At 68.5% G+C, this 22,127-nt stretch carries 18 protein-coding genes; 8 read left to right on the plus strand and 10 right to left on the minus strand.

All coding sequences use genetic code 11. From position 1 onward, the window contains the following. Nucleotides 1–98: 98 nt before the first annotated feature. The 4 genes from THPRO_RS01350 to THPRO_RS01365 are packed head-to-tail and all read right to left on the minus strand — an operon-like array spanning nucleotide 99 to nucleotide 5,827. On the minus strand, nucleotides 99–1,472 hold the full coding sequence (locus tag THPRO_RS01350; RefSeq protein ID WP_065089101.1) for a UDP-glucose dehydrogenase family protein: 1,374 nt from the start codon (nucleotides 1,470–1,472) through the stop codon (nucleotides 99–101). Next, nucleotides 1,469–3,352: an ABC transporter ATP-binding protein gene (locus THPRO_RS01355; RefSeq protein WP_201786910.1), complete on the minus strand. Its 1,884-nt coding sequence runs from the start codon at nucleotides 3,350–3,352 to the stop codon at nucleotides 1,469–1,471. The genes THPRO_RS01350 and THPRO_RS01355 overlap by 4 nt, the downstream gene beginning before the upstream one ends. After that, on the minus strand, nucleotides 3,315–4,580 hold the full coding sequence (locus THPRO_RS01360) for a glycosyltransferase family 4 protein (protein WP_038092989.1): 1,266 nt from the start codon (nucleotides 4,578–4,580) through the stop codon (nucleotides 3,315–3,317). The genes THPRO_RS01355 and THPRO_RS01360 overlap by 38 nt, the downstream gene beginning before the upstream one ends. Next, on the minus strand, nucleotides 4,577–5,827 hold the full coding sequence (locus tag THPRO_RS01365) for a glycosyltransferase family 4 protein (RefSeq protein ID WP_065089102.1): 1,251 nt from the start codon (nucleotides 5,825–5,827) through the stop codon (nucleotides 4,577–4,579). The genes THPRO_RS01360 and THPRO_RS01365 overlap by 4 nt, the downstream gene beginning before the upstream one ends. 197 nt (nucleotides 5,828–6,024) lie before the next feature. Here THPRO_RS01365 and THPRO_RS01370 point away from each other — a divergent pair, with 197 nt between their 5' ends. From THPRO_RS01370 to THPRO_RS01380, 3 genes are all read left to right on the plus strand, one after another. Next, nucleotides 6,025–6,375, plus strand: coding sequence for a pentapeptide repeat-containing protein (locus THPRO_RS01370; RefSeq protein ID WP_038092992.1), 351 nt, complete (start codon nucleotides 6,025–6,027; stop codon nucleotides 6,373–6,375). Between the two features lie 73 nt (nucleotides 6,376–6,448). After that, nucleotides 6,449–7,507 (plus strand): histidinol-phosphate transaminase, encoded by a 1,059-nt coding sequence (gene hisC, locus THPRO_RS01375; RefSeq protein WP_038092993.1) that lies wholly within the window; start codon nucleotides 6,449–6,451, stop codon nucleotides 7,505–7,507. 256 nt (nucleotides 7,508–7,763) lie between these two features. After that, nucleotides 7,764–8,333: a porin family protein gene (locus THPRO_RS01380; RefSeq protein WP_161489912.1), complete on the plus strand. Its 570-nt coding sequence runs from the start codon at nucleotides 7,764–7,766 to the stop codon at nucleotides 8,331–8,333. A gap of 34 nt (nucleotides 8,334–8,367) precedes the next feature. Here the strand turns inward: THPRO_RS01380 and THPRO_RS01385 are convergent, their stop codons facing one another. From THPRO_RS01385 to THPRO_RS16145, 3 genes are all read right to left on the minus strand, one after another. Beyond that, nucleotides 8,368–8,715: a Smr/MutS family protein gene (locus THPRO_RS01385; protein WP_065089103.1), complete on the minus strand. Its 348-nt coding sequence runs from the start codon at nucleotides 8,713–8,715 to the stop codon at nucleotides 8,368–8,370. 59 nt (nucleotides 8,716–8,774) lie between these two features. Then, nucleotides 8,775–9,440, minus strand: coding sequence for a Bax inhibitor-1 family protein (locus THPRO_RS01390; protein WP_038092997.1), 666 nt, complete (start codon nucleotides 9,438–9,440; stop codon nucleotides 8,775–8,777). Nucleotides 9,441–9,562: 122 nt separating this feature from the next. Next, complete coding sequence (locus tag THPRO_RS16145) at nucleotides 9,563–10,387, minus strand: SRPBCC family protein (protein ID WP_082954355.1); 825 nt, start codon at nucleotides 10,385–10,387, stop codon at nucleotides 9,563–9,565. Nucleotides 10,388–10,560: 173 nt separating this feature from the next. On the opposite strand from THPRO_RS16145, the gene THPRO_RS01400 reads away from it, so the two are divergent. Continuing rightward, the gene (locus tag THPRO_RS01400; protein ID WP_038092999.1) at nucleotides 10,561–11,103 is read left to right on the plus strand and encodes a DUF2058 domain-containing protein; all 543 of its coding nucleotides are present in this window, start codon (nucleotides 10,561–10,563) and stop codon (nucleotides 11,101–11,103) included. Between the two features lie 22 nt (nucleotides 11,104–11,125). On the opposite strand, the gene glpK is transcribed toward THPRO_RS01400, so the two are convergent. After that, a complete protein-coding gene (gene glpK, locus THPRO_RS01405; protein ID WP_038093001.1) occupies nucleotides 11,126–12,619 on the minus strand; it encodes a glycerol kinase GlpK in 1,494 nt (497 codons plus the stop codon). A 138-nt stretch (nucleotides 12,620–12,757) separates the two neighbouring features. Between glpK and THPRO_RS01410 the strand changes: the two genes are divergently transcribed. Next, nucleotides 12,758–13,369 (plus strand): DedA family protein, encoded by a 612-nt coding sequence (locus tag THPRO_RS01410; protein WP_038093004.1) that lies wholly within the window; start codon nucleotides 12,758–12,760, stop codon nucleotides 13,367–13,369. A gap of 9 nt (nucleotides 13,370–13,378) precedes the next feature. Here THPRO_RS01410 and THPRO_RS01415 read toward each other — a convergent pair whose 3' ends face one another. Continuing rightward, nucleotides 13,379–13,912, minus strand: coding sequence for a DNA-3-methyladenine glycosylase family protein (locus THPRO_RS01415; RefSeq protein WP_082954356.1), 534 nt, complete (start codon nucleotides 13,910–13,912; stop codon nucleotides 13,379–13,381). A 141-nt stretch (nucleotides 13,913–14,053) separates the two neighbouring features. Here THPRO_RS01415 and THPRO_RS01420 point away from each other — a divergent pair, with 141 nt between their 5' ends. After that, a complete protein-coding gene (locus tag THPRO_RS01420; RefSeq protein ID WP_038093064.1) occupies nucleotides 14,054–14,944 on the plus strand; it encodes a phospholipase D-like domain-containing protein in 891 nt (296 codons plus the stop codon). Between the two features lie 5 nt (nucleotides 14,945–14,949). On the opposite strand, the gene THPRO_RS01425 is transcribed toward THPRO_RS01420, so the two are convergent. After that, entirely contained in the window at nucleotides 14,950–19,239 is a 4,290-nt protein-coding gene (locus tag THPRO_RS01425) for a DEAD/DEAH box helicase (protein WP_065089104.1), read from the minus strand. Between the two features lie 181 nt (nucleotides 19,240–19,420). On the opposite strand from THPRO_RS01425, the gene THPRO_RS01430 reads away from it, so the two are divergent. Next, nucleotides 19,421–21,979, plus strand: a complete 2,559-nt coding sequence (locus THPRO_RS01430) for an EAL domain-containing protein (protein ID WP_065089105.1) — start codon at nucleotides 19,421–19,423, stop codon at nucleotides 21,977–21,979. 23 nt (nucleotides 21,980–22,002) lie between these two features. Further along, on the plus strand, nucleotides 22,003–22,125 hold the full coding sequence (locus tag THPRO_RS17375; RefSeq protein ID WP_269085329.1) for a hypothetical protein: 123 nt from the start codon (nucleotides 22,003–22,005) through the stop codon (nucleotides 22,123–22,125). The last annotated feature ends 2 nt before the right edge of the window (nucleotides 22,126–22,127 follow it).

A 22,127-nucleotide genomic window follows, 5' to 3' on the forward strand; every position in this document is an offset into this window, starting at 1 on the left:
CAGCCTGATGGGTTTGCCCGGACCCGGTACATGCGCCGGGATCCAGTGCTTGAGTGTCTACACGTCGTCCCGGCGCAAAGGGTTGCATCATCCGGTCGTCAAACGGCCTTGCGCATGGCCGGCCGTTCCTCGACCGGGTCGGCGACATTGCCGCCCCGCCCGATGGCGAGGTACTGGAAGCCGAGCTGATGCATGATTTTGGGGTCGTAGAGGTTGCGGCCGTCGAGGATGAGGGGCTGCGAGAGTTTTTGTTTGATGAGGTCGAAGTCGGGGCTGCGGAAGTGGGCCCACTCGGTGACGATGAGCAGGGCGTCGGCGCCCTCCAGGGTCTCCTCTGGGCTGTCGCACAGGGCAAGATCGGACCGTTCGCCGTAGATCCGGCGGCACTCGTGCATGGCGACCGGGTCGTAGGCCTGCACGCGGGCACCGGCCTCCCACAGCGCCTCCATCAGGGCGCGGCTGGGGGCCTCGCGCATGTCGTCGGTGTTGGGCTTGAAGGCCAGGCCCCAGAGGGCGAAGCTGCGGCCCCTGAGATCGCCGGCGAAGTGCGCGTGCAGCTTCTCGAACAGGCGCTGCTTCTGGCGCTCGTTGACCGACTCCACTGCGGCCAGCAGCTCGGCCTGATAGCCGCTGCCGCGCGCGGTGCGCTCGAGGGCCTTCACGTCCTTGGGGAAGCACGAGCCGCCGTAGCCGCAGCCCGGATAGATGAAGTGATAGCCGATGCGCGGGTCCGAGCCGATGCCCACGCGTACCGCCTCGATGTCCGCGCCCAGGCGTTCGGCCAGATTGGCCAGCTCGTTCATGAAGCTGATCTTGGTGGCCAGCATCGCATTGGCCGCGTACTTGGTCAGCTCGGCCGAACGCACGTCCATCAGCACCACGCGCTCGCGGCTGCGGTTGAAGGGCGCATACAGCGCCCGCATCAGCTCGCCGGTGCGCGGGTTGTCCGTGCCGACCACGATGCGGTCGGGCTTCATGAAGTCCTCGATGGCCGCGCCCTCCTTGAGGAACTCCGGATTCGAGACCACATCGAACTCCGCCGCCACCCCGCGCGCGGCGAGGGCCTCGGCGAGGGCCTCGCGGACGCGGTCGGCGGTGCCCACGGGCACGGTCGACTTGTTGACCACGATGCGGTAGTCGTCCATGTGTTGGCCGACGCTGCGGGCGACCTCGAGGACATGGCGCAGATCGGCCGAGCCGTCCTCGTCGGGCGGGGTGCCGACGGCGATGAACTGGAACAGGCCGTGCCTGACGCCCTCGGCGGCGTCGAGGGTGAAGCGCAGGCGGCCGGCGGCGGCGTTGTCGCGCACGAGCTTGTCGAGACCGGGCTCGTAGATGGGGATGTCGCCCTGTTCGAGGCGGTGGATCTTGTCGGGATCGACGTCGACGCACAGCACGTGATTGCCCACCTGCGCCAGACACGCACCCGTCACCAGCCCTACGTAACCCGATCCGTATATCGTGATCTTCATGCCGGTACACTCCCTCGATGACTGTCGTTGTTGATCGTGAGGTTTTCGCCACGTGCGTGCGCATCGTCGCGCCACAACGCCGCGTATGCACCCTGCCGCGCCAGCAGGGCCGCATGGCGGCCGGTTTCGACGATACGCCCTCCATCCAACACCACGATGACATCGGCGCCGACGATGGTGGCCAGGCGATGGGCGATGATCAGGGTGGTGCGACCTTCGGTGAGGCGGGCGAGTGCCGCGGTGACGCGGCGCTCGGCGAAGGCGTCGAGCGCGCTGGTCGGTTCATCGAGCAGGATCACCGGCGCATCGCGCAGCATGGCGCGGGCGATGGAGACGCATTGCCGCTGACCGCCGGATAGGCCGGCACCGCGTTCGCCTATGAGTGTGTCGTAGCCCTGGGGCAGGGCTTCGATCATGTCGTCGATACCCACGCTGCGAGCCGCTGCTACGGCCTCCGCGCGTCCCGCGCCATCGCGGCCGTAGGCGATGTTTTCCCACAGGCTGCCCTGCAGCAGCAGCGGCTCCTGCAAGACCAGGGCGACCTGTGCGCGCAGATAGTCGAGATCGAGGTCGCGCAGGTCATGGCCGTCGAGCAGCACGCGTCCGCGGGAAGGGTCGTGCAGGCGCGGTACCAGCGCGGCCAGGGTGCTCTTGCCGGCGCCGGTCGCGCCGACCAGGGCGACGGTCTGGCCGGGTTCGATCGAAAGATCGATATCGTGCAGAATCTGCCGGTCTTCGCGATAGGCGAAGGACACATCTTCGAGCGTAATGGCGCCATGGCTGCGCGAGGGACGCAATGCGCCGGGTTTGCTGCGGATTTCTGGTGCCTCGCGGAAAATGTCCGCCAGTCGCTCTGCGGCGACCTGGCCCTTGCTGATCACGCCGGCGGACTTGGCGAATTGTCGCAGCGGTGCCGCCATGCCGCGCAGATAGGCGAGAAAGACCAGCAGTTCGCCGGCGGTGATGCGTCCCGAGAGTACTTGCGTGGCGCCATACCAGGTGGCCAGTGCGGTGGTCATGGCGATGCCGCCGGCCACCAGCGGCGCGAAACGGTTTTGCAGGTCGCTGGCCTCGATGGTCGCTTCCAGGCTTTGTCCGGCATGGCGTCCGAAGCGATCGTCCTCATGCGCCTGCCGGCCGTATGCCTGCACGATGGGCAGGGCGGTCATGATTTCCTGTATCAGTCCGGACAGTTCGCCCTCGCGATTGCGTGCTTGGCGCAATGCCTGTTTGAGCCGCCTGCTGTAGCGCTGCATCAGCCACAGTAGGGCGGGGCCGGCCGAGAGCACGATCAGGGCATAGCGCCAGTCGATGTAGAACATGATCACGACCATGCCGACCAGGGTCAGTAGATGGGCGAACACGCCGCTGCCGATCGTGGCGACCAGATTCTGCAACGACTGTATGTCGCCGTTGAGACGGCTCGATAGTTCGCCGCTGCGGCGGTTGCGATGATAGGCCAGCGAGAGCCGCTGAAGGTGTGCGAACAGATCGCGGCGCAACTCGAATACCGCGTGCTGGCCGGCGACCAGCAGCAGGCGGTTTCCGAGAATGGCCAGGAGCATGTCGAGCAGCCCCAGCGCGATCATGCCTGCGGCCAGCATGTTGAGCAGCTCGAAGCGATGCGCGACAGGATCTGGCAGCCAGTGCACCATCCACAGCGGCAGCGGGTGTCGGAACAGCACGCTGTCGATGATGAACTTGAGCGGCCATGGAATCAGCAACAACACCGCCGCACGCAGGCTCATGGCAACAGCGGAGCCGGCGAGCGCATGGTGGTGCGGGCGCAGATATGCGCGCAGCGACCAGAGACTGAAGCCGGCCTGATCCATGCTCAGCCGGTCACGCGGTTGCCGGAGCGGCGGCTCCGGCGTGGACATGCAGCGCCGGTACCAATGCCGCGACGCGCGTGGCATTGGAATCCCAGCTGAAAGCGGTCTGCGCGCGGTTCGCGGCGTGCTGGCCCATGGCCCGTCTGGCGAGCGGGTTGTGCAGCAACTCGGCGATGGCCGCCGCGCAGGCGGCGGTGTCGCCGGGCGCGTACAGCCGACCCGTCACGCCGTCCTCGACCAGTTCGGTGAGCTGGCCGATGCGCGGCGCCACCACTGGCCTGCCGGTCGCCATCGATTCGATCACCTTCATCGGGGAGAAATAGAAATCCTGCTGCGGTTGATAGGGGGCGACGGTGATGTCCATGGCGGCCAGATAGGCGGGGATTTCGTCATGCGGGACATGGCCAGTGAGCACCACCGAGCGCCCCAGACGTTCGCGGGTGACGCGGGCGCGCAGATTTTCCATCACCGGGCCGTCGCCGACGATCAGCAGGCGGGCATCGATGTGCTGCCTGCGGACGATCTGGAAGGCGTCCAGCAGCAGATCGATGCCGTGCCAGGGTTTGAGGCTGCCGACGAAGCCGATCACGGGGCAACCGGACAGACCGTGACGGGCCCGGATCAGCAGCTTGTCGATCGCGGTGTTGAAGCGGCTGGTATCGACGCCGTTGGGCAGTACGCTGATATGCGATTCGGGCACGCCCTGGTTCATCGCATGCGCCTTCATCGCTTCCGAAACGGCCACGATATGGCTGGCCCGGTTGAAGACCTCGCGCTCGATGCGTTCGGCGAGCTCGCGCTGGATCAGCCCGCGGAATTTGGCCTGTTCCTCGACCAGCGGCGCATTGACTTCGAGGATGTGGGGAATGCCCAGTGCCTCGGCGATTTCGATGCCGGCGCGGTGCATCAGCGAATAGCGTTCGTAGAGCAGGTCTGGCCGGCGGCCACGCAGCTGCAGCGCGCCCAGGATGCGGGCGGTCAGCGTGCGGTCGTGGGCCAGGCGCAACAGTTCGCTGCGCAAGGCCTTGTCGCCGGTATCCTGATCGAGTCCCCGTTCCGCCGCGATGGTGCGCACCAGATCGGGGTCATCGGGAATCGGGAGTTCCATGCACTCACCGGGAGGCGGCGGATTGCCCTCACCGCGCTGGGTGCAGAACAACGCGACTTCGTGACCGGTGCGCGCGAAGGCGCCGACCATCTCGCGTACGTGTACGGAGGCCCCCTTATGGCCGAGCACGGGAATGCCTCGGTCGGCGCAGAGATAGGCGATATTCATGTGGTGGCCTCCGCGAGCAGCAGTGAACGAACTTCCTTGGCGGTCTCCCAGCATTCGAAACGGCCCTCGATGCTGTTGCGGGCGGCCTGCCCGATGCGATTGCGCAGGGCGGGTTGTTCGAGCAGCCGCTGCAGGGCGTCGGCCATCGCGATCGAATCGCGCGGCGACACCAGAATGCCGTTGCGGCCGTGATCGACCAGCTCCGGGATGCCCGAGACCTGGGTCGACACCACCGGCAGACCCGTTGCCATGGCCTCGACGATGACGTTCGGGATACCGTCCCGGTCGCCGTCCTCGGTGACATGGCAGGCCAGCGCGAACATCGCGGCCTCGCCGTATAGCCGGATCAGACGGTCGTGGGCCATCGCGCCCAGGAACTCCACCTCGCTGCCGAGCTGGAGTTCGCCCACGCGGCGCTCGAGATCGTCGCGCAGCGGGCCCTGGCCGACGATGGCGCAGCGAAACGGCACGCCGCGGTCGCGCAGCAGGCGGCAGGCCTCGATCAGGTCCGACATGCCCTTTTTCGGTACCAGCCTGCCGACCGAAAGAATCAGAGGCCGCTCACCCTGAGACGCGCTGGGCGCGACGGGGGGGAAGGCCGAGAGATCGATGCCGTGATAGACCAGATGGACCTTGGCGTGGTCTTCCGGAGGCAGGAATCCGCGCAGGTAGTCGACATTGTGCTGGGTGCAGGTCAGCACGAAGCTTGCGCTGCGTACGCGTCGGCTGATCACGCGTGCCGGCGAGAGGTAAAGATCCTTGGCGTGGGTGGTGAAGCTGTACGTGATGCCGCACATCACCGCCGCCAGCCGAGCCACCGTGGCCGGCGCGTTGGCAAAGTGCGCGTGCAGATGCTGGATGCCTGCGCGCCGGCTATGGTGCGCCACGAAGCCGGCGCGCAGGAACTGTTTGCCGACACTGATCGGATGTCGCGTACGGATCGCCCACCAGCTGGCGAGCCCCAGTGCATGCAGATAGCGCAGGGGGGCGGCCGCCGCCGCGGACAGGTGGGCGCCAGCCACGACCGCAGCCTTGCGCAACCATGACGCGGGCAGGTAATGCACCGGCGAGCGCACTTCGTTTACGGTCGGGTGGAAATGGGTTTCTTCGGGGCGCAGCAGCGAGAACAGCGTGAGCCGCGTGCCCAGGCGTTCCAGGGCCCTGATCTCGTTGAGGATGAAGGTTTCGGAGAGGCGAGGGTAGCGTTTCAGAATATATCCGATCGGCTTGTCGGCGCTGGGAAACATGGGTCACTCCCGGTGGTTGAGGGGCTGAACGCTTGTGGTCGTCCCTGAATGGCGTCTATCCACGATCGGCATGCGGCCGTTCATTGATCTCAATCACGTCGGTGCGGAGCAATAGGTTCCATACTTCGCCCATCGGTTGTTTTCATGGGCGCCGCATGCGGACCGGCGGTTGGCCCGGTACGTAAAGGGAGGGTGCCATGACCACGACGAGCGGGACCGACAGCGAACAGGAAGATCCCTGCGAGCTGCTCGGCCAGCACAGGATCGAGGAATTCAACGCGTACCGTGCAGCAGGGAAACCCTGCCGCGTGGCGGGCAAGGATCTGCATGCCATGGATCTGCGCAAGGTGGATGTCGGCGGCGTGGATTTCAGCGACTGCCGACTCGATCGCGCCAATCTCTGCGGTCTGGACATGCGCAGCTGCGTGCTGGAAGGGGCGACCCTGCGCGACGCGCTGATCGAGCGCACCTATTTCCCCGAAGGACTCGATGCCGCGGAGATCGAGCTGTCGCTGAATTACGGCACGCGCCTGCGCATGCGTCGCTAGTCCATGCCGCGCGGCCGCACGCGGCCGGCCCGGAATGCGGCATAATCGCGGCTTTCGTTCACGGAAGCCGCGCATGAGCCGATTCTGGAGTGATCTTGTCGCAGCGCTGACGCCGTATACCCCGGGCGAACAGCCGCGCGTCGAACAGCTTGTCAAGCTCAACACCAACGAAAACCCCTATCCGCCGTCGCCGGCCGTGCTGGCAGCCATTCGTGCCGACACTGGTGACGGGCTGCGCCTGTACCCGGATCCCGAGGCGGGTGCGCTCAAGACGGCGATCGCGCAGCGCTACGCGCTGGACGCCGCGCAGGTGTTCGTCGGCAACGGCTCGGACGAGGTGCTGGCGCACACTTTCTGCGCGCTGCTCAAGCACGCGCGGCCGATCCTCTTTCCGGACGTCACCTACAGCTTCTACCCGACGTATTGCGGCCTGTACGGCGTGGACTATCGTCCCGTGCCGCTGGATGCGGCGCTGCGCATCGATCCCGAGGACTATGCGGGCGAAAACGGCGGGGTGATCTTTCCGAACCCGAACGCGCCCACCGGCCGGCTGCTGCCGCTGGAGGCGGTGCGGCGCATGCTCGATCTCAACCCGGATTCGGTGGTCGTCGTGGACGAGGCCTACATCGACTTCGGCGGCGAATCGGCGGCCGCGCTGGTGCCCGAATACCCCAACCTGCTGGTCATCCAGACACTGTCCAAGTCGCGCTCGCTGGCGGGTCTGAGGGTCGGCTTTGCACTCGGTCAGGCGCCGTTGATCGAAGGCCTGGAACGGGTCAAGAACAGCTTCAATTCCTACCCGCTCGGACGGCTGGCGATCGCCGGCGCGGTCGCCGCCATGGCCGACGAGGCCTACTTCGAGCGTACGCGGCAGGCGGTGATCGCCGGTCGTGAACGCCTGACGACGGGACTCGAATCGCTGGGATTCGAGGTGTTGCCCTCGGCGGCCAACTTTGTGTTTGCGCGTCATCCGGCGCATCGTGGCGAGTCGCTGGCCGCGGGTCTGCGCGCGCAGCGTGTGCTGGTGCGGCATTTCCGCCAGCCGCGCATCGAGGATTACCTGCGTATCACCGTCGGTACCGACGCGCAGTGCGAGCGCCTGCTCGAGGTCCTGGAAGCGCTTTGCGCGTGACGGGACTGCACGCGCCGTGACTTCAGACGGATTCGCCGAAGTCCCTGCAAGTCATTGGAATGATTGATGTGCCCATCGGAAATTCGTGGGGCGCGGTATGCAACCCTGTGTGCGCTGCCGTCGTGATGGTTACCGTGCCCGGCGGCGCGCACCCGTCGTTCGTCCCGCTTTGAACCTCGTCCGACGTCGCCGGTCAATGGGATGCCCGAGTCCGGGCGTTCCGACCCCCCCACGTTTTCGTTTAAGGAGTGGTGATATGACGAGCATTCGATCCCGTATGGCCGCAGGCCTTCTCCTCGCGCTGCCCGTATCGGCGCTGGCGATGCCGGCCCCCTATGCCGGGGCGACGCCTTGGACTGGCGCCTACATCGGCGCCCACGCGGGCATCAATCAATCGAGCGCGTCCGGCCTCAATACCGAGAATTCGTTGACCGCAGGCATTTCCGGCGGCTATCGCATGGCGCTCGCCAACTCGACCGCCGCGCCGATCATCCTTGGCGGCGACGTGTTTGCCGATCTCAACGCGCAGGCCACGCACAACGCGAACGTGAGCTACGGCTCCGATGTCGTCGGCGTCGATCTGATGGCGGGCTACCCGGTCGGCGAGGACCAGGCGCTGCTGCCCTACGTAAAGGTGGGTCTCGGCAACCTGCAGGCTACCGGCGATCTGGGCGGCAGCGATATCGGCGGTCGTCTCGGCATCGGCATCAAGTATCACCTGCGTCCGCGGCTGTCGCTCGGCGTGCAGTGGATGACGCAGGACGCCAACAGCATCAGCAACGACAACTTCACGGTCGGCGTCGACTACGCCCTGCCGATGGGTTGAGCCTCATCCATCCCTTGTGGCCCTGGCGTCGGATCTAGTTCCGCCGCCAGGGCCAGAGCTTCTGCCAGAATCGTTTTCTCTCGACGGCCGCGCCAGTCTCCGCCGTACGCGGCGACGGTGGCGTCCGCGCCGTATGCAGGCGAGCCACCGTGGCACCCCAGCCGCTGCGGTCCATGGCGGGGCCGTAGGCAAGCACGTGTGGGTCCTGGGCGAGGATGTCCTGCACGATGGCGCGCAGCACGCCCTTGCCCTTGCCGTGCACGATGCGCACCTCGGCGATATCGCGTCGGCGGCATTCATGGAGGTATTCGCGCACCAGGTCGGGCACCTCGCGCGGCTTGAAATGATGCAGGTCGAGCACGCCGTCGATGTCGAGCTGCACGATCTCGCCGCCCGGCGGCGGTGCGTGCCGGGGGCGGGTCGTGCGACGGCCATGTCGACTCAGTTGCGGCGTCCCATCTGGGTCAGGCCGAGAATCTGCAGCAGGGCCATGAAGATGTTCAGCGCGTCGAGATACAGCGATACCGCCATCAGTATCGGGTCGACCACGCCGCGCTGACGGATCAGCAGGCTGGTGTCGAACAGCACCAGGCCGGAGAACACCAGCAGCGCGATGCCGGCGACGACCAGATGCAGCAGTTCGATGTGCAGGAAGATGCCGGCGATGCTGCCGATCACCGCGATGATCAGCCCGGTGAACAGAAAGCCGTACAGGAAGCTGAAATCGCGGCGCGAAACCCACGCATAGGCCGACAGTGCGGCGAAGTCGATAGCCGTGCCGGCGGCGGCCTCGCTCACGATCGCCGCGCCGCCCGGCATGCGCAGGAACTCGCCGATCACCGGCCCGAGCGCAAAGCCCATCAGCCCCGAGAAGACGTACAGCAGGAACAGGGCGAGGCCGCGGTTGGCGCGCAGGAACTGGATGCCCAGCAGCGCGCCGAAGGCGAGAATCATCCACAGCAGCGGATGCTCCCAGGCCAGCGCCGAGCGCATGCCGACCTCGGCGGTCACCGCGGTGAGTGCGAGACTCGCCGCAAGCAGGCCGTAGGTGCGGGCGATGATCGAGCCTGTGGCCAGGCGCCTCGTCGAAGCGGAATAGACAGGCATGTGATGCGTCCTCGCGATTATTGCAGGAATGAGGGTGGCCGCGGCGGTGCGGCCCTCCGGTTGTAGAACATTGGAGAGTCGCCGCGTTCATATGGTTCCGTCGACGGCCAGATGGCCGGCTTTCAGCTCGCGTACCCCTGATGGACAAGCCTTTGCGATAACCACCAGATGGTGCCGGTACGGTCCCGCACGCCACCCTGGCGATCTCCGTAGGGCATATCCGCCACTGGCATTTCCAGGTCCGCGCCGCAGGCGAGGGCCTTGGCGAGCGCTTGGTCGGCATCGGCCACATAAAGGTAATAGGCGGAGGCCATGGCCGGGTATTGCGCGCTCGCTTCACTGACCATCAGCGTGCTCGTGCCGATACGTATCTGCGCGTTGGCGATCTTGCCGTCGGGGCGCATGGAAAGCAGGGATCGCGTGCCGCCGAACGCCTCGACGAGAAATTCGACATAGCCGGCCGCGTCGTCGACGAACAGATAGGGCGTTACCGTACCGAAACCGGGCGGGACGTACGCCGTGGAGGCCGAGCAATCATCGATGCGGTCGCCGCATGCTTCGTTTTCGAGCAGATCTCGCAGGCATTCGAGATCGCAGCGCACGCGATTGGCCTCGGCCTCGAAGGCGCTTGTCGACTGATTCGGCAGCGGCGTGAGCACGAACGACAAGACGCTCCCATCGCCGGAGGGAGTGACGCGCATGGATTGAGTGACGCGAGCACCGGAATCGAAGGTGATCGTGTGGTCGAGCACGCCGTAGGGATTGGGCGGCGCGAATGCGCAGCGGGCGAGGCCTTCCGCGGTCTCGAGCACCCATTCGCCCTCGCGCAGGGTCGCAGAGCGGCAGAATGCGGGTGCCCACGTGGGCAGGTTGCCGGGCGCGGAGGCATAGGCGTAGACCCGTGCCGGCGGCGCATTGATCGTGACGGAAACGGTTTTGGATCGCATGCATCCCCCTGGTCGGCAGCCGAATGGTCTAATCGGCGAGATCGGGGCGAGCGTAATCCACCACCGCGGACGGGTAAACACGCCCTTGGCGGATGGGCATGAGCGGGGTGCGCCGACGGCGATGCCGGGATCGGCTAGAATGAGCGGCCAGACGATGATGTGAGCGGCACGCGATGTCCGGTTCCCTGTTCGATCAGCTGAAAAAGGCCGGCCTGGTCGACGAGAAGAAGGCCAGGCAGGTCAAAAAGGAAAAGCACCAGCAGCTCAAAAAGGGGCGGCGCGGGACGGAGGCATCCGCCGAGGCCGCACGGCTCGCGGAGCAGGCGGCGCGCGAGAAACAGGCACGCGACCGCGAACTCAACCAGGCGCGGCAGGAAGCGCTCAAGGCCAAGGCGGAAGCCGCGGCCTTGCGTCAGCTGATCGAGTCGAACCGCGCGAGCGAATGGGAAGGGAATATCGCCCACCATTTCGTCGACGGCGACAAGGTCAAGACCCTGTACGTGAACCGCGAAACGCACACGCGCCTGGGTTCGGGTGTGTTGCGCATCGCGCGTCTGGACGACGGCTATGCGTTGGTGCCAGCTGCCGCCGCGGAAAAAATCGCCCAGCGGGATGCCGATGCCCTGGTCGCTACGGCGCGTGCCGAGGAGTCGATGTCGGACGAGGATCGCGCCCATTATGCTCGCTTCGAGGTACCCGACGATCTGATGTGGTAGCCGTGGCCTGCCATGCGCAGGCTCAGGTACGCGCCCAGCCTCGGCAAAGCTCGACGGCCTGACACCAGCGCGCGTGCAGGCGCTCGCGCTCGGCGGACGCCATGCCCGGCTCGAAAACCCTGTCTTCGACCCAGTTTTCCGCGATCCGGGCGCGATCCATCACTCCGGCGCCCAGGGCCGCCAGGGCCGCGGCGCCCCGCGCCGTGGTTTCGGTGTGCTGAGGCCGGCGCACGGCGACGCCGAGCATGTCGGCTTGGAACTGCATCAGCCAGTCGTTCACGCAGGCGCCACCGTCGACGCGCAACTCGGCAAGCGGGATGCCGGTGGCCGAGGTCATCGCGTCGATGGCGTCGCGCGTGCGGTAGGCCATGGCCTCGAGCGCGGCGCGGGCGATGTGCGCGTCGCGGGTGCCGCGGGTCAGGCCGACGATCAGGCCGCGCGCGTAAGGGTCCCAGAACGGCGCGCCGAGTCCGGTGAGGGCGGGCACGAAGTAGACGTCGCCGTTGTCCGGCACGCTGCGCGCCAGCGCCTCCACGCGCGAGGCGTCCGGGATCAGGCCGAGGCCGTCGCGCAGCCACTGCACCGCGGCGCCGGCGACGAAGATCGAGCCTTCCAGCGCGTATTCGGCCGGCGCGTCACCGAGCTGCCAGGCCACGGTGGCCAGCACGCCGTCCCCCGTCACCGGCCGCTCTCCGGTGTGCATGACCACGAAGGCGCCGGTGCCGTAGGTGTTCTTGGCCATGCCGGGGGCGAAGCAGGCCTGCCCGAACAGGGCCGCCTGCTGGTCGCCGGCGACACCGGCGATCGGAATCTCGGGGCCGAGGATGGCCGGGGCCAGGGTGCCGAAATGCCCGGCCGAGGGACGGACCTCGGGCAGGACTGCGGCGGGCACGTCGAGGAGCGCCAGCAGCTCGGCGTCCCAGGCCAGACGGCGGATGTCGAACATCAGCGTGCGGCTGGCGTTGCTGACGTCGGTGACGTGTGCGCGGCCGCCGGTGAGGCGGTATATCAGCCAGCTGTCCACGGTGCCGAAGGCGAGCTCGCCGGCCTCCGCGCGACGCCGCAGCGCCGGGTCCTGGTCGAGCAGCCAGCGCAGCTTGGTGCCCGAGAAGTAGGGGTCGAGCAGCAGCCCGGTGCGCTCGCGGAACAGGGGTTCGTGACCCTCGGCGCGCAGCGCGTCGCACAAATCGGCGGTGCGCCGGTCCTGCCAGACGATGGCCGGGGCGACCGGCTGGCCGCTGCGGCGGTCCCACAGCAGCGTGGTCTCGCGCTGGTTGGTGATGCCCACGGCGCGAATCCCGGCCGGATCGATGCGCGCCTTGCGCACCGCCTCGCGCAGGGTGGCGAGCTGGGTGCCCCAGATGACCTCGGGCTCGTGCTCGACCCAGCCGGGCTGAGGGTAGCGCTGCTCGAATTCCTGCTGCGCCTGGGCCAGCGCGCGGCCGGCAAGGTCGAACACGATGCTGCGACTGCTGGTGGTGCCCTGGTCGAGGGCGAGGAGATAGCCGTTGCTCATGGCTGCATGCTCCAGGGTCGGAAAGCGCGGTATGCGTGCGCGAGCCTATCAGGATCGCCGCGGTAAAGCGCGAGCGCCAGGGGACCGCGGGCGGGCGATTGGGTATGATCGGCGACTTTGCGACGTCTGGACGATTGCATGCTGGAAAAATTCATAGGTCTGCTCTCGGTTTTCGTCATCTCGGCGATTTCCCATCTGGGCTATGCCGGCATCGTGCTGCTGATGGCGATCGAGAGCGCGTGCATCCCGCTGCCCTCGGAGATCATCCTGCCGTTCTCCGGCTATCTGGTGTATCGCGGCGAGATGAATCTGTGGTGGGTGTCGCTGGCCGGGGCGATCGGCTGCGTGCTCGGCTCGCTGGTTGCCTACTCTATCGGCCGCTACGGCGGTCGCCAGCTGGTCGAGCGCTACGGGCGCTACGTGCTCGTCTCGCGCCACGACCTGGCGCTGGCCGACCGCTGGTTCGCGCGTCATGGCGACATCACCATCTTCGTCGGCCGTCTGCTGCCGGTGGTGCGTACCTTCATCGCCCTGCCGGCGGGCATCGCCGGCATGGAGATCAAGCGCTTCGTGCTCTACACCTTCGCGGGTTCCTTCCTGTGGAGCCTGGGGCTGGCCGAACTCGGCGTGAAGCTGGGCGAGAACTGGGATAGCCTCGGGCCGTATTTCCACCGCTTCGACGCCCTGATCGGCGGGCTGCTGATCGTCGGCTTCACGCTGTATGTGTACCGCCACCTGCGCCAGCGCTGAGCCCGCGGCTCAGCCGTCGAGGTGCTGCCAGAGATACCAGGCGGCCACCGAGCGATAAGGGGCCCAGGGCGCGGAGACCGTGCCCAGCTCCATGTCTTCCCCGTACAGCATCCGCGCAGCCCGCCGCAGCCCGGCGTCGCCCAGCGAGATCACGTCGAGCCGCCCCAGCCCGAAGATCAGGAACATCTCGGCGGTCCAGCGGCCGACGCCGGGCAGGGCGGTGAGCCGTTCCAGCGCCGCTGCGTCGGGCAGCGCCGCCAGTCCGGCGAAATCCAGCGTGCCGTCGAGCTGGGCCTGCGCGAGGGCCTGCAGGTAGCGCGTCTTGGCGCCGGAAAGCCCCACAGCGCGCAGGTCGCCGGCATCGACCCCGGCGAGTGCGGCGGGCGAGGGCGGTCCGCCGAGCAGGGCCTCCAGACGGGCGCGGATGGTCCCGGCGGCGCGGGTCGAGAGCTGCTGTCCGACGATGCTGGTGCACAGCGTGACGAAGGGGGCGTCGCGCGGGCGCAGTCGGCAGGGGCCGATCGCGGCCAGTACGCGGGCCATCACCGGGTCGGCTGCGGCCAGATGGGCCTCGGCGAGCCGCAGGGCGTGGTTCCGGTCGGGCGTGTGGGCGTCGATGGGAGGCTCCCGGACGGCGGTGGGTTCGCGGCGTACAATGCCGCACCCCCCACAGGCGTGTCGAGCATGCTCTACATCGAACCCCAGGCCGGCGTGCAGCCGGTGGTCCAGCTGATCGAGTCGGCCCGCCGCTCGGTCGACCTCAACGTCTACATGATCACCGATCGCCGCGTACTCGCGGCGTTGCGCGCGGACCGCGACCGCGGGGTGCGCGTGCGCGTGATCATTCAGGAACATCCCTACCGTGCGCAGCGGCGCTTCGTGGCACGGGAGCGCCGCGAGCTCGCCGATGCGGGCGTAGCCCAGCGCTACGCGCCACGGCGCTTCGAGGGGCGGTACGTGTTCGACCATGCCAAATACATCGTGGTCGACAATGGTCGGCGCTATCTCGTCGGCACCGCCAATTTCACCTACTCGGCGTTCCGCCGGAACCGCGAGTACCTGTGGATCGGCGACGACCGACGCACCGGCGCGGCGTTGGATGCGGTGTTCGACGACGACTGGCGCGGGCGACATCTGCGGCGTCCGTTGCCGCCGCCGCTGATCGCTTCGCCGGGCAGCGCCCGCGCGCTTGCGGCGGTGATTCGCCAGCCGGGGCCGGTTGAGATCGAGAGCGAGGAGTTCGGCGACGTGGCGGCCATCGAACGGGCGGTTCGCGCCAAGCGCGGCGACATCCGCATCCTCGTGCCGGCGCGCGAATCGCGGCACGATCTCCGGGTGCTGGCGGGGCTCGAACGGGAGGGCGCGCGGGTGCGCCTGCTGCGCCGCCCCTATCTGCACGCCAAGCTGATCCTCGGACGCGGCGAGGCCTTCATCGGTTCGCAGAACTTCAGCGAATCCAGCCTTTACCGCAACCGCGAGATCGGCCTCGTGCTGCACGGTCCCGCGCTGGCGCGGCTGGCCGCGCGCTTCGACCGGGACTGGGACCGTGGTCGTCCCCTCGGCGGGCGTTACTGAGGTTTTTATACGGGGCGCTGCGGTGGCGGATGATAGGCCGCCGGGTGCGGCCGTCTGAGCAGCCGGTGGCGCAAGGCCGCGGCCTCGTCGGGCGTGGCCGCGGCAAGCAGTTTCAGGTCCTGCCCGGCGCTGGCGGCCGCCGGCACGCCGTCGCGGTACAGCAGGCGATGGCCGGACAGCGGCGGCACGCGCTCGCCCGGCGTGACGATGCCGGTGAGGTTGAGCGGGTCCGCCGCGGCGAGCACGACGTATTCCGCCCCGGCCGGCCGCCGGCGCACCTCGCGCAGCGCGGCGACCGCCTCCGGCAGGGCGTACTGCTCGCCGGCGAAGCCCTCGACGAAACGCCCGCCGCGCAACTCGCCGCGCGCCTCCAGCCGGCGGAACACGTAGAGCAGCGTGCGCCAGTCAGGCAGCCCCTGTTCGCGCTCCAGCAGCTTGCGAAACACCACGCCGTAGCGGCGCAGCAGCGTGCGCGCGATGTGCTCGGCATGAGCCTGGGCGTCGCGCTCGGCGGGCGGTCGCGTGCGCAGCAGCGACCAGCGTCCCGCCGCGGCCAGCGGCGCGACCGCTTCGGCGCGGCGCGTATGCCGCCGCTGGCCGCGACGCGGCGCGATCAGCGCGCGCAGGCCCTGGAAGCCGTCGGCGGTGGCGAGCCCCGCGGCGACCAGTTCGCCCAGCGCCTCCTCCAGCTGGCTGCGCAGGAGTCCGCAGTCGGCGAGCAGGTCTTCGTAGAAGCTGGCGCCTGCGGCGGCGAGCTGCGCGTGCACGGCGCGCGCCGGGCTGGACAGGCCGGCGAGGCGGTCCTCGGGCCAGGCGGCACCGGCCTGCCAGGCGGCGAGGCCGGCGCGCGAGAGCAGGGCGAGCGGCGTGGTCTTGACTGCGGGCTTGCGCCGACGGCCGGCGCGGTCCGCCCCCGCCGGGGGCTGCAGGCGCAGCCAGGCGAGATGGCCGCTGCGGCAGAGTTCGTCGAGTTCGCCCGGCCAGTAGGGCTGGATGCGCGCCGGCAGCACCTCGGCCTCCCAGCTCGCCGCCGGCAGGTTCAGACCCTCGAGCTGGGCCAGGCTGCGCTGCAGCGCGGCCACGCCGGTGCCGGGTTCGTCCAGACCCTGCCAGTGGAACAGGAAACGCATGAAGTCGGCCGGACTCACGGGCTCGATCTCGCGGCGCAGGCGATTGAGCGTGTCGCGGTGGATGCGCGCGAGCAGGCCGCGTTCGCACCATTGCTCCCCGGCAAGCCCGGGGTCGAAGCGCCCGCGCAGCACGAAGCCCTCGGCTTCCAGCGCGGCGAGCGCGGCCTCGACCCCGGGTTGCGGCAGCGAGAGCGGCGCGGCGAGTCCGGCGGCGGTTACCGGGCCGAGGCCTTCGAGGCGGCTGCGCACGAGTTCGCGCAGGGCCTCGTCGGAGTCGGCGAAACGCTCGTCGCCGGCCGGCTCGATCGGCGGGTTCGGTTCCGCCTCTGGCAATACCCTGCGCCAGCCATGCAGGCGCTCGGCCGCGATCCACAGCGGGCCGGCAGGCGCCGCAAGCACGGTGGCGCGGCGGGCACGGATCAGGGCGTCGAGATGGGGGCGCCAGGCGGGCTCGCATTCGCCTTCCGCGAGCGCGCCGAGGATCAGCAGGGCGTCGTGCAGCTCGTCGGCGTCGCGGATCGACGGCCAGGCCTCGGCGCGGACGCGCGCGGTGGCGGCGGGGTCCAGCTGCCCGATCTCGGCGGCCTCGGCCGGGTCGAGGTGTCGGCGCTGCTGCACGGCGAGCACGCGCCGTTCCTCGGCGGGGGCGTCGTCGAGGAAGGCGTAGGGGCGCGCGTTGAGGATTTCCAGCGCCAGCGGCGAGGGCGTGGTGGTTTCGCGCGGCACGACCTCGACCGTGCCGGCCTCGATGTCGGCGAGCAGCCGGCGCAGTCCGTCGATATCCATCAGTTCGTGCAGGCAGTCGTAAAGCGTCTGCGCGACCAGCGGATGCTCGGGCACCGCGCGCTCGCCGGCGAGGTTCTCGGCGCAGGCGAGCTGGTCGGGAAAGACCACCGCGATCAGATCCTCGGCGTCGCCGCGCTGGAACTGCGGCGGCCGGCGTCGTCCGGCGTGGTTGCGCGGCACGGCCAGCGCGGTGTTGGCCACCCAGCGCCAGCGCGTGCCGAACATGGGTGCGGTGAGCAGCGCCTGGACGAGCACGTCCTCGGCGGTGGCGGCCTTGAGATAGCGGGCGGGCTCGTCGAGCGGGAAGCTGTGCGTCGGGCCGAGCGAGAGCACGATGCTGTCCTCGCCGGCGGCGGCCTGCAGCTCGAAGTTGAAGCGGCGGCAGAAGCGCTTGCGCAGGGCGAGGCCCCAGGCGCGGTTGAGGCGCGAGCCGTAGGGCGAGTGGATCACGAGATGCTGGTCGCCGAGCTCGTCGAAGAAGCGCTCGAACACCACCTGCGACTGGGTGGGCAGCAGGCCGAGCGCGGCGCGGCCGGCGGCGAGGTAGGCGACCAGTTGCTCGGCTGCGGCTGGGGGCAGGCCGAGCGGGCCGGCGGCTTCCCGCAGCGCGGCGTCGGTGCCCTGCGCGAGCAGGGCGTCGAAATCCGCGCGCAGGGCGGACACGGCCTGCGACAGCTCGTCGCTGCGCCCGGGCGCCTCGCCGAACCAGAAGGGGATGTTCGGCGGCTGGCCGTGGGCGTCTTCCACGAACACGCGCCCCTGCTCGATCTTGAGCATGCGGTAGGCGGTATTGCCGAGCTGGAAGACGTCGCCGGACAGGCTTTCGAAGGCGAAGTCCTCGTTCACCGTGCCGATGAACAGGCCCTCGGGCTGCAGGATGACCTGATAGTCGAACTGGTCGGGGATGGCGCCGCCGTTGGTCAGGGCGACGAGGCGCGCGCCGCGCCGCGCGCGCAGCATGCCGTGGACCGCATCGCGGTGCAGATAGGCGCCGCGCCGGCCGCGGCGGGTGTGGAAGCCCTCGGCGAGCATGCGCACCACGGCGTCGAAGTCCGCGCGGGCGAGGTCTCGGTAGGGCCACGCGCGGACGCAGGCGCGGTAGAGCGCGTCCTCCTCCCAGTCGCGCGCCGCGACCTCGGCGACGATCTGCTGCGCGAGCACGTCCAGCGGGTGCGCGGGCACCGGGATGCGGTCGAGTTCGTCGCGGGCGACCGCGCGCAGGAGGGCGGCGCACTCGACCAGATCGTCGCGCGAGAGCGGAAACAGCCGCCCCTTGGGCAGGGCGCCGAGGCGGTGCCCGGAACGGCCGACGCGCTGCAGCAGGGTGGCGATGGCGTGCGGCGAGCCGAGCTGGCAGACGAGGTCCACGTCGCCGATGTCGATGCCGAGCTCCAGCGAGGCGGTGGCCACCAGCGCGCGCAGTTCGCCGCGCTTGAGGCGCTGCTCCGCGTCCAGCCGGTGCTCGCGCGCGAGGCTGCCGTGGTGCGCGGTGACGGCGGCCTCGCCGAGACGCTCGCTGAGTGCCGCGGCGGCGCGCTCGGCCAGGCGGCGCGTGTTGACGAAGATGAGCGTGGTGCGGTGATCCTCGATCAGGGCGGTGAGGCGATCGTAGATCTCGGTCCAGACCTCGTTGGCCATGACCGCCTCGAGCGGCGAGCCGGGCAGTTCCAGCGCGAGATCGCGGGCGCGCACGTGGCCGGTGTCGACGATCAGGCAGTCGCCGTCGCCGCCGGTGAGGTAGCGCGCCATGTCCTCGATGGGCTTCTGCGTCGCCGACAGGCCGATGCGCACCGGCGGCTGCGGGGTCAGCGCGGCCAGCCGTTCCAGCGAGAGGGTGAGGTGGGCGCCGCGCTTGTTGCCGGCCAGGGCGTGGATTTCGTCGACGATCACGCTCTCCACGGTGGCGAGCATGCGCCGCCCCGAGCTCGAGGTGAGCAGCAGATAGAGCGATTCGGGGGTGGTCACCAGGATGTGCGGCGGGCGCCGCTTCATCGCCTCGCGCTCGCCCGGCGGCGTGTCGCCGCTGCGCACCGCGGCGCGGATGGGCACGTCGTGCACGCCGCTTTCGAGCAGCGCGTCGCGGATGCCGTTGAGCGGCAGTTCGAGGTTCTTGTGGACGTCGTTCGACAGCGCCTTGAGCGGCGAGACGTAGAGCACGCGCGTCTCGTCCGGCAGCGGCGCCTCCAGCCCGGCGCGGACCAGCGCGTCGCTGGCGGCGAGGAAGGCGGCGAGGGTCTTGCCGGAGCCCGTCGGCGCCGCGATCAGGGTTGGCCGGCCGGAGCGGATCGCGGGCCAGGCGAGCGCCTGCGCCGGCGAGGGCGCGTCGAACTGCCCGCCGAACCAGCGGGCTACCGCGGGATGGAATGCGGACAGGCTCATGATCCGATTCTGGCAACGCGCGCGGCGGGCGTCCAGCGGATGCTGGCGCGCGGGAGAGGCGATGCTACACTGATTTTGGGCGCCGGCGATACATACCACATGTCGTGCACCCGAGGCGGTTGACGGGATACCCGCAGTGCCGCCAGGGCCGGGGGGCTCGATGCACAGGGAGGTGTAGCCCGTGACCGGTTTCGAACTTGCCCGCTTTCTGGGTATCGGCGAGTCGGACGTGACCTGCGTGATGGACCACGCCGATGCGCTGGTCGCCGATGCGGACGTGTTATCCACCGGTTTTTACGACTATCTCCGCGCACACCCCGATACCGGTCGATTGCTCGGAGAGATCGGTGTTGAACGTCTGGCCGAACTGTCGCACCTGCTGGTCGACAATTTCCGCCGCATGCTGCGGCGGCGGCCCGACGAAGCGAACCGGGCCGAGCAGACCGCATTGGGCACGATCCATTATCGGGCCGGGGTGATGTCGACCTGGCTGGTCGGCGCCTATCGACTGTATATCGATTACCTGCGCGAGCGTCTGCAGCAGCTGGGACTGGCCGGCGACGAGCGCCGTCGGCTCGACATGGCTCTGATCAAGTACGTGCTCTACGACATGAGCCTGCAGCTCGAGGGCTACGAGCAGACTCGCCGTGCGGACCTGCGGGAAAGCGACGCGATCGCGCGGGCAGTGCTTGAGGCGACGCTGTCGCTCGATCGGGCGAGCGCGCCGCAGGATGTCCTGAGTTCCATTTGCGATCGCGTGGTGGCGGCATCCGATCACCTGCGTGCGGCCTGGTTCTGTCTCGGCGACAAGGAAGGGCCGATGCTGGCGCCCGCCTATCAGGCCGGGGAGGCGGCCATCGTGCCGCAGCGCATCGAACTGGCAGCGGGAGACCCGATGATCGATGCGCTCGTGGCGCAACGACCGCTGGCGTTCGATCCGACTGCCGAGGATGCGCCCGCATGGAGCCGCAAGCATCCTCATATCCGCTCGATTGGCGTTTTCCCCTTTGGTCTGCGCAACACCGCGACCAAGGGGTGCTTGGTGGTGCATGCGGATCGCACCCGCTATTTCGACAATGCCGGGATGACGATCTTCGAGGCACTGGCGACACTCGCACAGCTGCTGCTCGAATTGCGCGGGCAGATCCAGCGCGATGCGCTGACCGGGCTGCCCAACCGCGAGGCGTTGGCGACGCATCTGGCGGCCGCCTGCGAAAGAAGTCGGCGCGCAGGCACGCTGTTGTGCGTGGGTGTGCTGGATCTGGACGACTTCAAGCCGATCAACGACCGCTATGGGCGCGCGATCGGCGACGAACTGCTCCGCATGTTGGCTGAGCGCCTGAAGGCCTGTCTGCGTGACGAGGGTGTGGTGGCAAGGTTGAGCGGCGACGAATTCGCGCTGCTGCTCGAATCGTTCGCCAGCCTCGACGAAGTCGAGCATGTCTTCGCCGAGATCGAATCGGCTTTGCGGCAGCCCTGGCGCTTGTCCGACGGCGCCGAGTTCGTACTGAACGCCAGCCTTGGCGCCACGGTGTTTCCCTTCGACGAAAGTCCGCCGGACGGCTTGATTCGTCATGCCGATCAGGCCATGTACGAAGTCAAGGATGTGAAGTCGGGGCGTGTGTGCAACTGGCGCTACTGGTCGCCACCCGGGCTGGCTTGCGAGCCACCGCCGCCCTGGCCGCTTTCCGCCCGCCCCGAGGCCTTTTATCAACCCGTTGTCGATCTTCAAGGCGGCGGCGTTGTCGCCGTCGAGGCCTTGGCCAGATTGCGTCTGGCTGATGGGCGAATACTGGCCCCCGCAGAATTTCTGGGTGGGATGGGCGCTCATGCGCGTCGCGATCTCAGTCGAGAAATGCTGCGTCAGGGACTCGATCTGCTGCAGCGTCTCGATGCACGAGGCATCCATCTGGGCCTGTCCTTCAACGTGGATGCGGACTTTATCCTCGATATCGGTTGCGTCGATTGTTTTCGCGAACTCGTGGAGGGCAGCGGCATCGCGCCGCAGCGCATCACGCTGGAAATCCTCGAGAGCGGCGAGTTTCTGGCCACCGACAGCGCACTCAAACTGATGCGCGCCCTGCGCGAAGCCGGTGCGCGCATCGCGCTTGACGACGTGGGTTCGGCCTATTCGTCTCTGCTGCGCCTCAAGGAACTGCCGATCGACCGCATCAAGCTCGATCAGGCCTTTGTCCGCGATCTCGCGCAGGGGCCAGACAATTTGCTGTTCGTGATGGCATTGCAGTCGCTGGCGCAGGGGCTGGGCGTTCAGCTGATCGTCGAGGGCGTCGAAACGCCGGCCATGCTCGACGCGATGATCGCGCTGGGGGTGGATGCGGTACAGGGCTATGCGCTGGCGCGCCCCATGTCGGCTGCGGCCCTGTCGGACTGGCTGGAGCCGGGGCGGAATGCGCTTGCTTCTTCCGGGCAAACGGGAAGCCTGCTCGGGGCGTATGCCGCGCATCTGCGTCAGCGTACGCTGATGGACCTGATCGTACGCGAGGGCAGCCTGGTCGGCAGTCTCGACACGACCCACTGCTGCCCGCTGGTGCAATACCTGATATCCCGCGGGATGGACGACGATCATCCGCTATTGCGGGTGCATGAGGAAATCGTGGGCCTGTTCGGCGGGCGCCGGCACTTGAAGGACGTTGTATCGAACGATGCGCGACTGAGGGATGCGGAGCAAAGGCTTGCGYGACTGGTTTCGGCCGCACTGGCGGCCGAAACGGCGGCCTGAGCGCGGGTGGTCCATGGTGGGTCATGATTCTGCCCGCGCTGCAGGCCATCGCCTTGCGAGAGGCCGGTCCGGGCTGCCCGGACAGCCGCCACGCCGCGCGCGACGGCTTCACCTTCGCGGTCGTCCGGTCGCGCGGTTCCGATTGACC

The sequence above is a fragment of the Acidihalobacter prosperus genome, assembly GCF_000754095.2.
In the GTDB taxonomy this organism is placed as follows: domain Bacteria; phylum Pseudomonadota; class Gammaproteobacteria; order DSM-5130; family Acidihalobacteraceae; genus Acidihalobacter; species Acidihalobacter prosperus.

What these genes read in the sequence shown, in the direction of transcription:
- THPRO_RS01350 (WP_065089101.1), bottom strand. Translation starts at nt 1,472, where the DNA reads ATGAAGATCACGATATACGGATCGGGTTACGTAGGGCTGGTGACGGGT.
- THPRO_RS01410 (WP_038093004.1), top strand. Translation starts at nt 12,758, where the DNA reads ATGCTGGAAAAATTCATAGGTCTGCTCTCGGTTTTCGTCATCTCGGCG.
- THPRO_RS17375 (WP_269085329.1), top strand. Translation starts at nt 22,003, where the DNA reads ATGATTCTGCCCGCGCTGCAGGCCATCGCCTTGCGAGAGGCCGGTCCG.
- hisC (WP_038092993.1), top strand. Translation starts at nt 6,449, where the DNA reads ATGAGCCGATTCTGGAGTGATCTTGTCGCAGCGCTGACGCCGTATACC.
- THPRO_RS01415 (WP_082954356.1), bottom strand. Translation starts at nt 13,912, where the DNA reads ATGGCCCGCGTACTGGCCGCGATCGGCCCCTGCCGACTGCGCCCGCGC.
- THPRO_RS01370 (WP_038092992.1), top strand. Translation starts at nt 6,025, where the DNA reads ATGACCACGACGAGCGGGACCGACAGCGAACAGGAAGATCCCTGCGAG.
- THPRO_RS01380 (WP_161489912.1), top strand. Translation starts at nt 7,764, where the DNA reads ATGACGAGCATTCGATCCCGTATGGCCGCAGGCCTTCTCCTCGCGCTG.
- glpK (WP_038093001.1), bottom strand. Translation starts at nt 12,619, where the DNA reads ATGAGCAACGGCTATCTCCTCGCCCTCGACCAGGGCACCACCAGCAGT.
- THPRO_RS01390 (WP_038092997.1), bottom strand. Translation starts at nt 9,440, where the DNA reads ATGCCTGTCTATTCCGCTTCGACGAGGCGCCTGGCCACAGGCTCGATC.
- THPRO_RS01420 (WP_038093064.1), top strand. Translation starts at nt 14,054, where the DNA reads ATGCTCTACATCGAACCCCAGGCCGGCGTGCAGCCGGTGGTCCAGCTG.
- THPRO_RS16145 (WP_082954355.1), bottom strand. Translation starts at nt 10,387, where the DNA reads ATGCGATCCAAAACCGTTTCCGTCACGATCAATGCGCCGCCGGCACGG.
- THPRO_RS01365 (WP_065089102.1), bottom strand. Translation starts at nt 5,827, where the DNA reads ATGTTTCCCAGCGCCGACAAGCCGATCGGATATATTCTGAAACGCTAC.
- THPRO_RS01360 (WP_038092989.1), bottom strand. Translation starts at nt 4,580, where the DNA reads ATGAATATCGCCTATCTCTGCGCCGACCGAGGCATTCCCGTGCTCGGC.
- THPRO_RS01355 (WP_201786910.1), bottom strand. Translation starts at nt 3,352, where the DNA reads ATGTCCACGCCGGAGCCGCCGCTCCGGCAACCGCGTGACCGGCTGAGC.
- THPRO_RS01400 (WP_038092999.1), top strand. Translation starts at nt 10,561, where the DNA reads ATGTCCGGTTCCCTGTTCGATCAGCTGAAAAAGGCCGGCCTGGTCGAC.
- THPRO_RS01425 (WP_065089104.1), bottom strand. Translation starts at nt 19,239, where the DNA reads ATGAGCCTGTCCGCATTCCATCCCGCGGTAGCCCGCTGGTTCGGCGGG.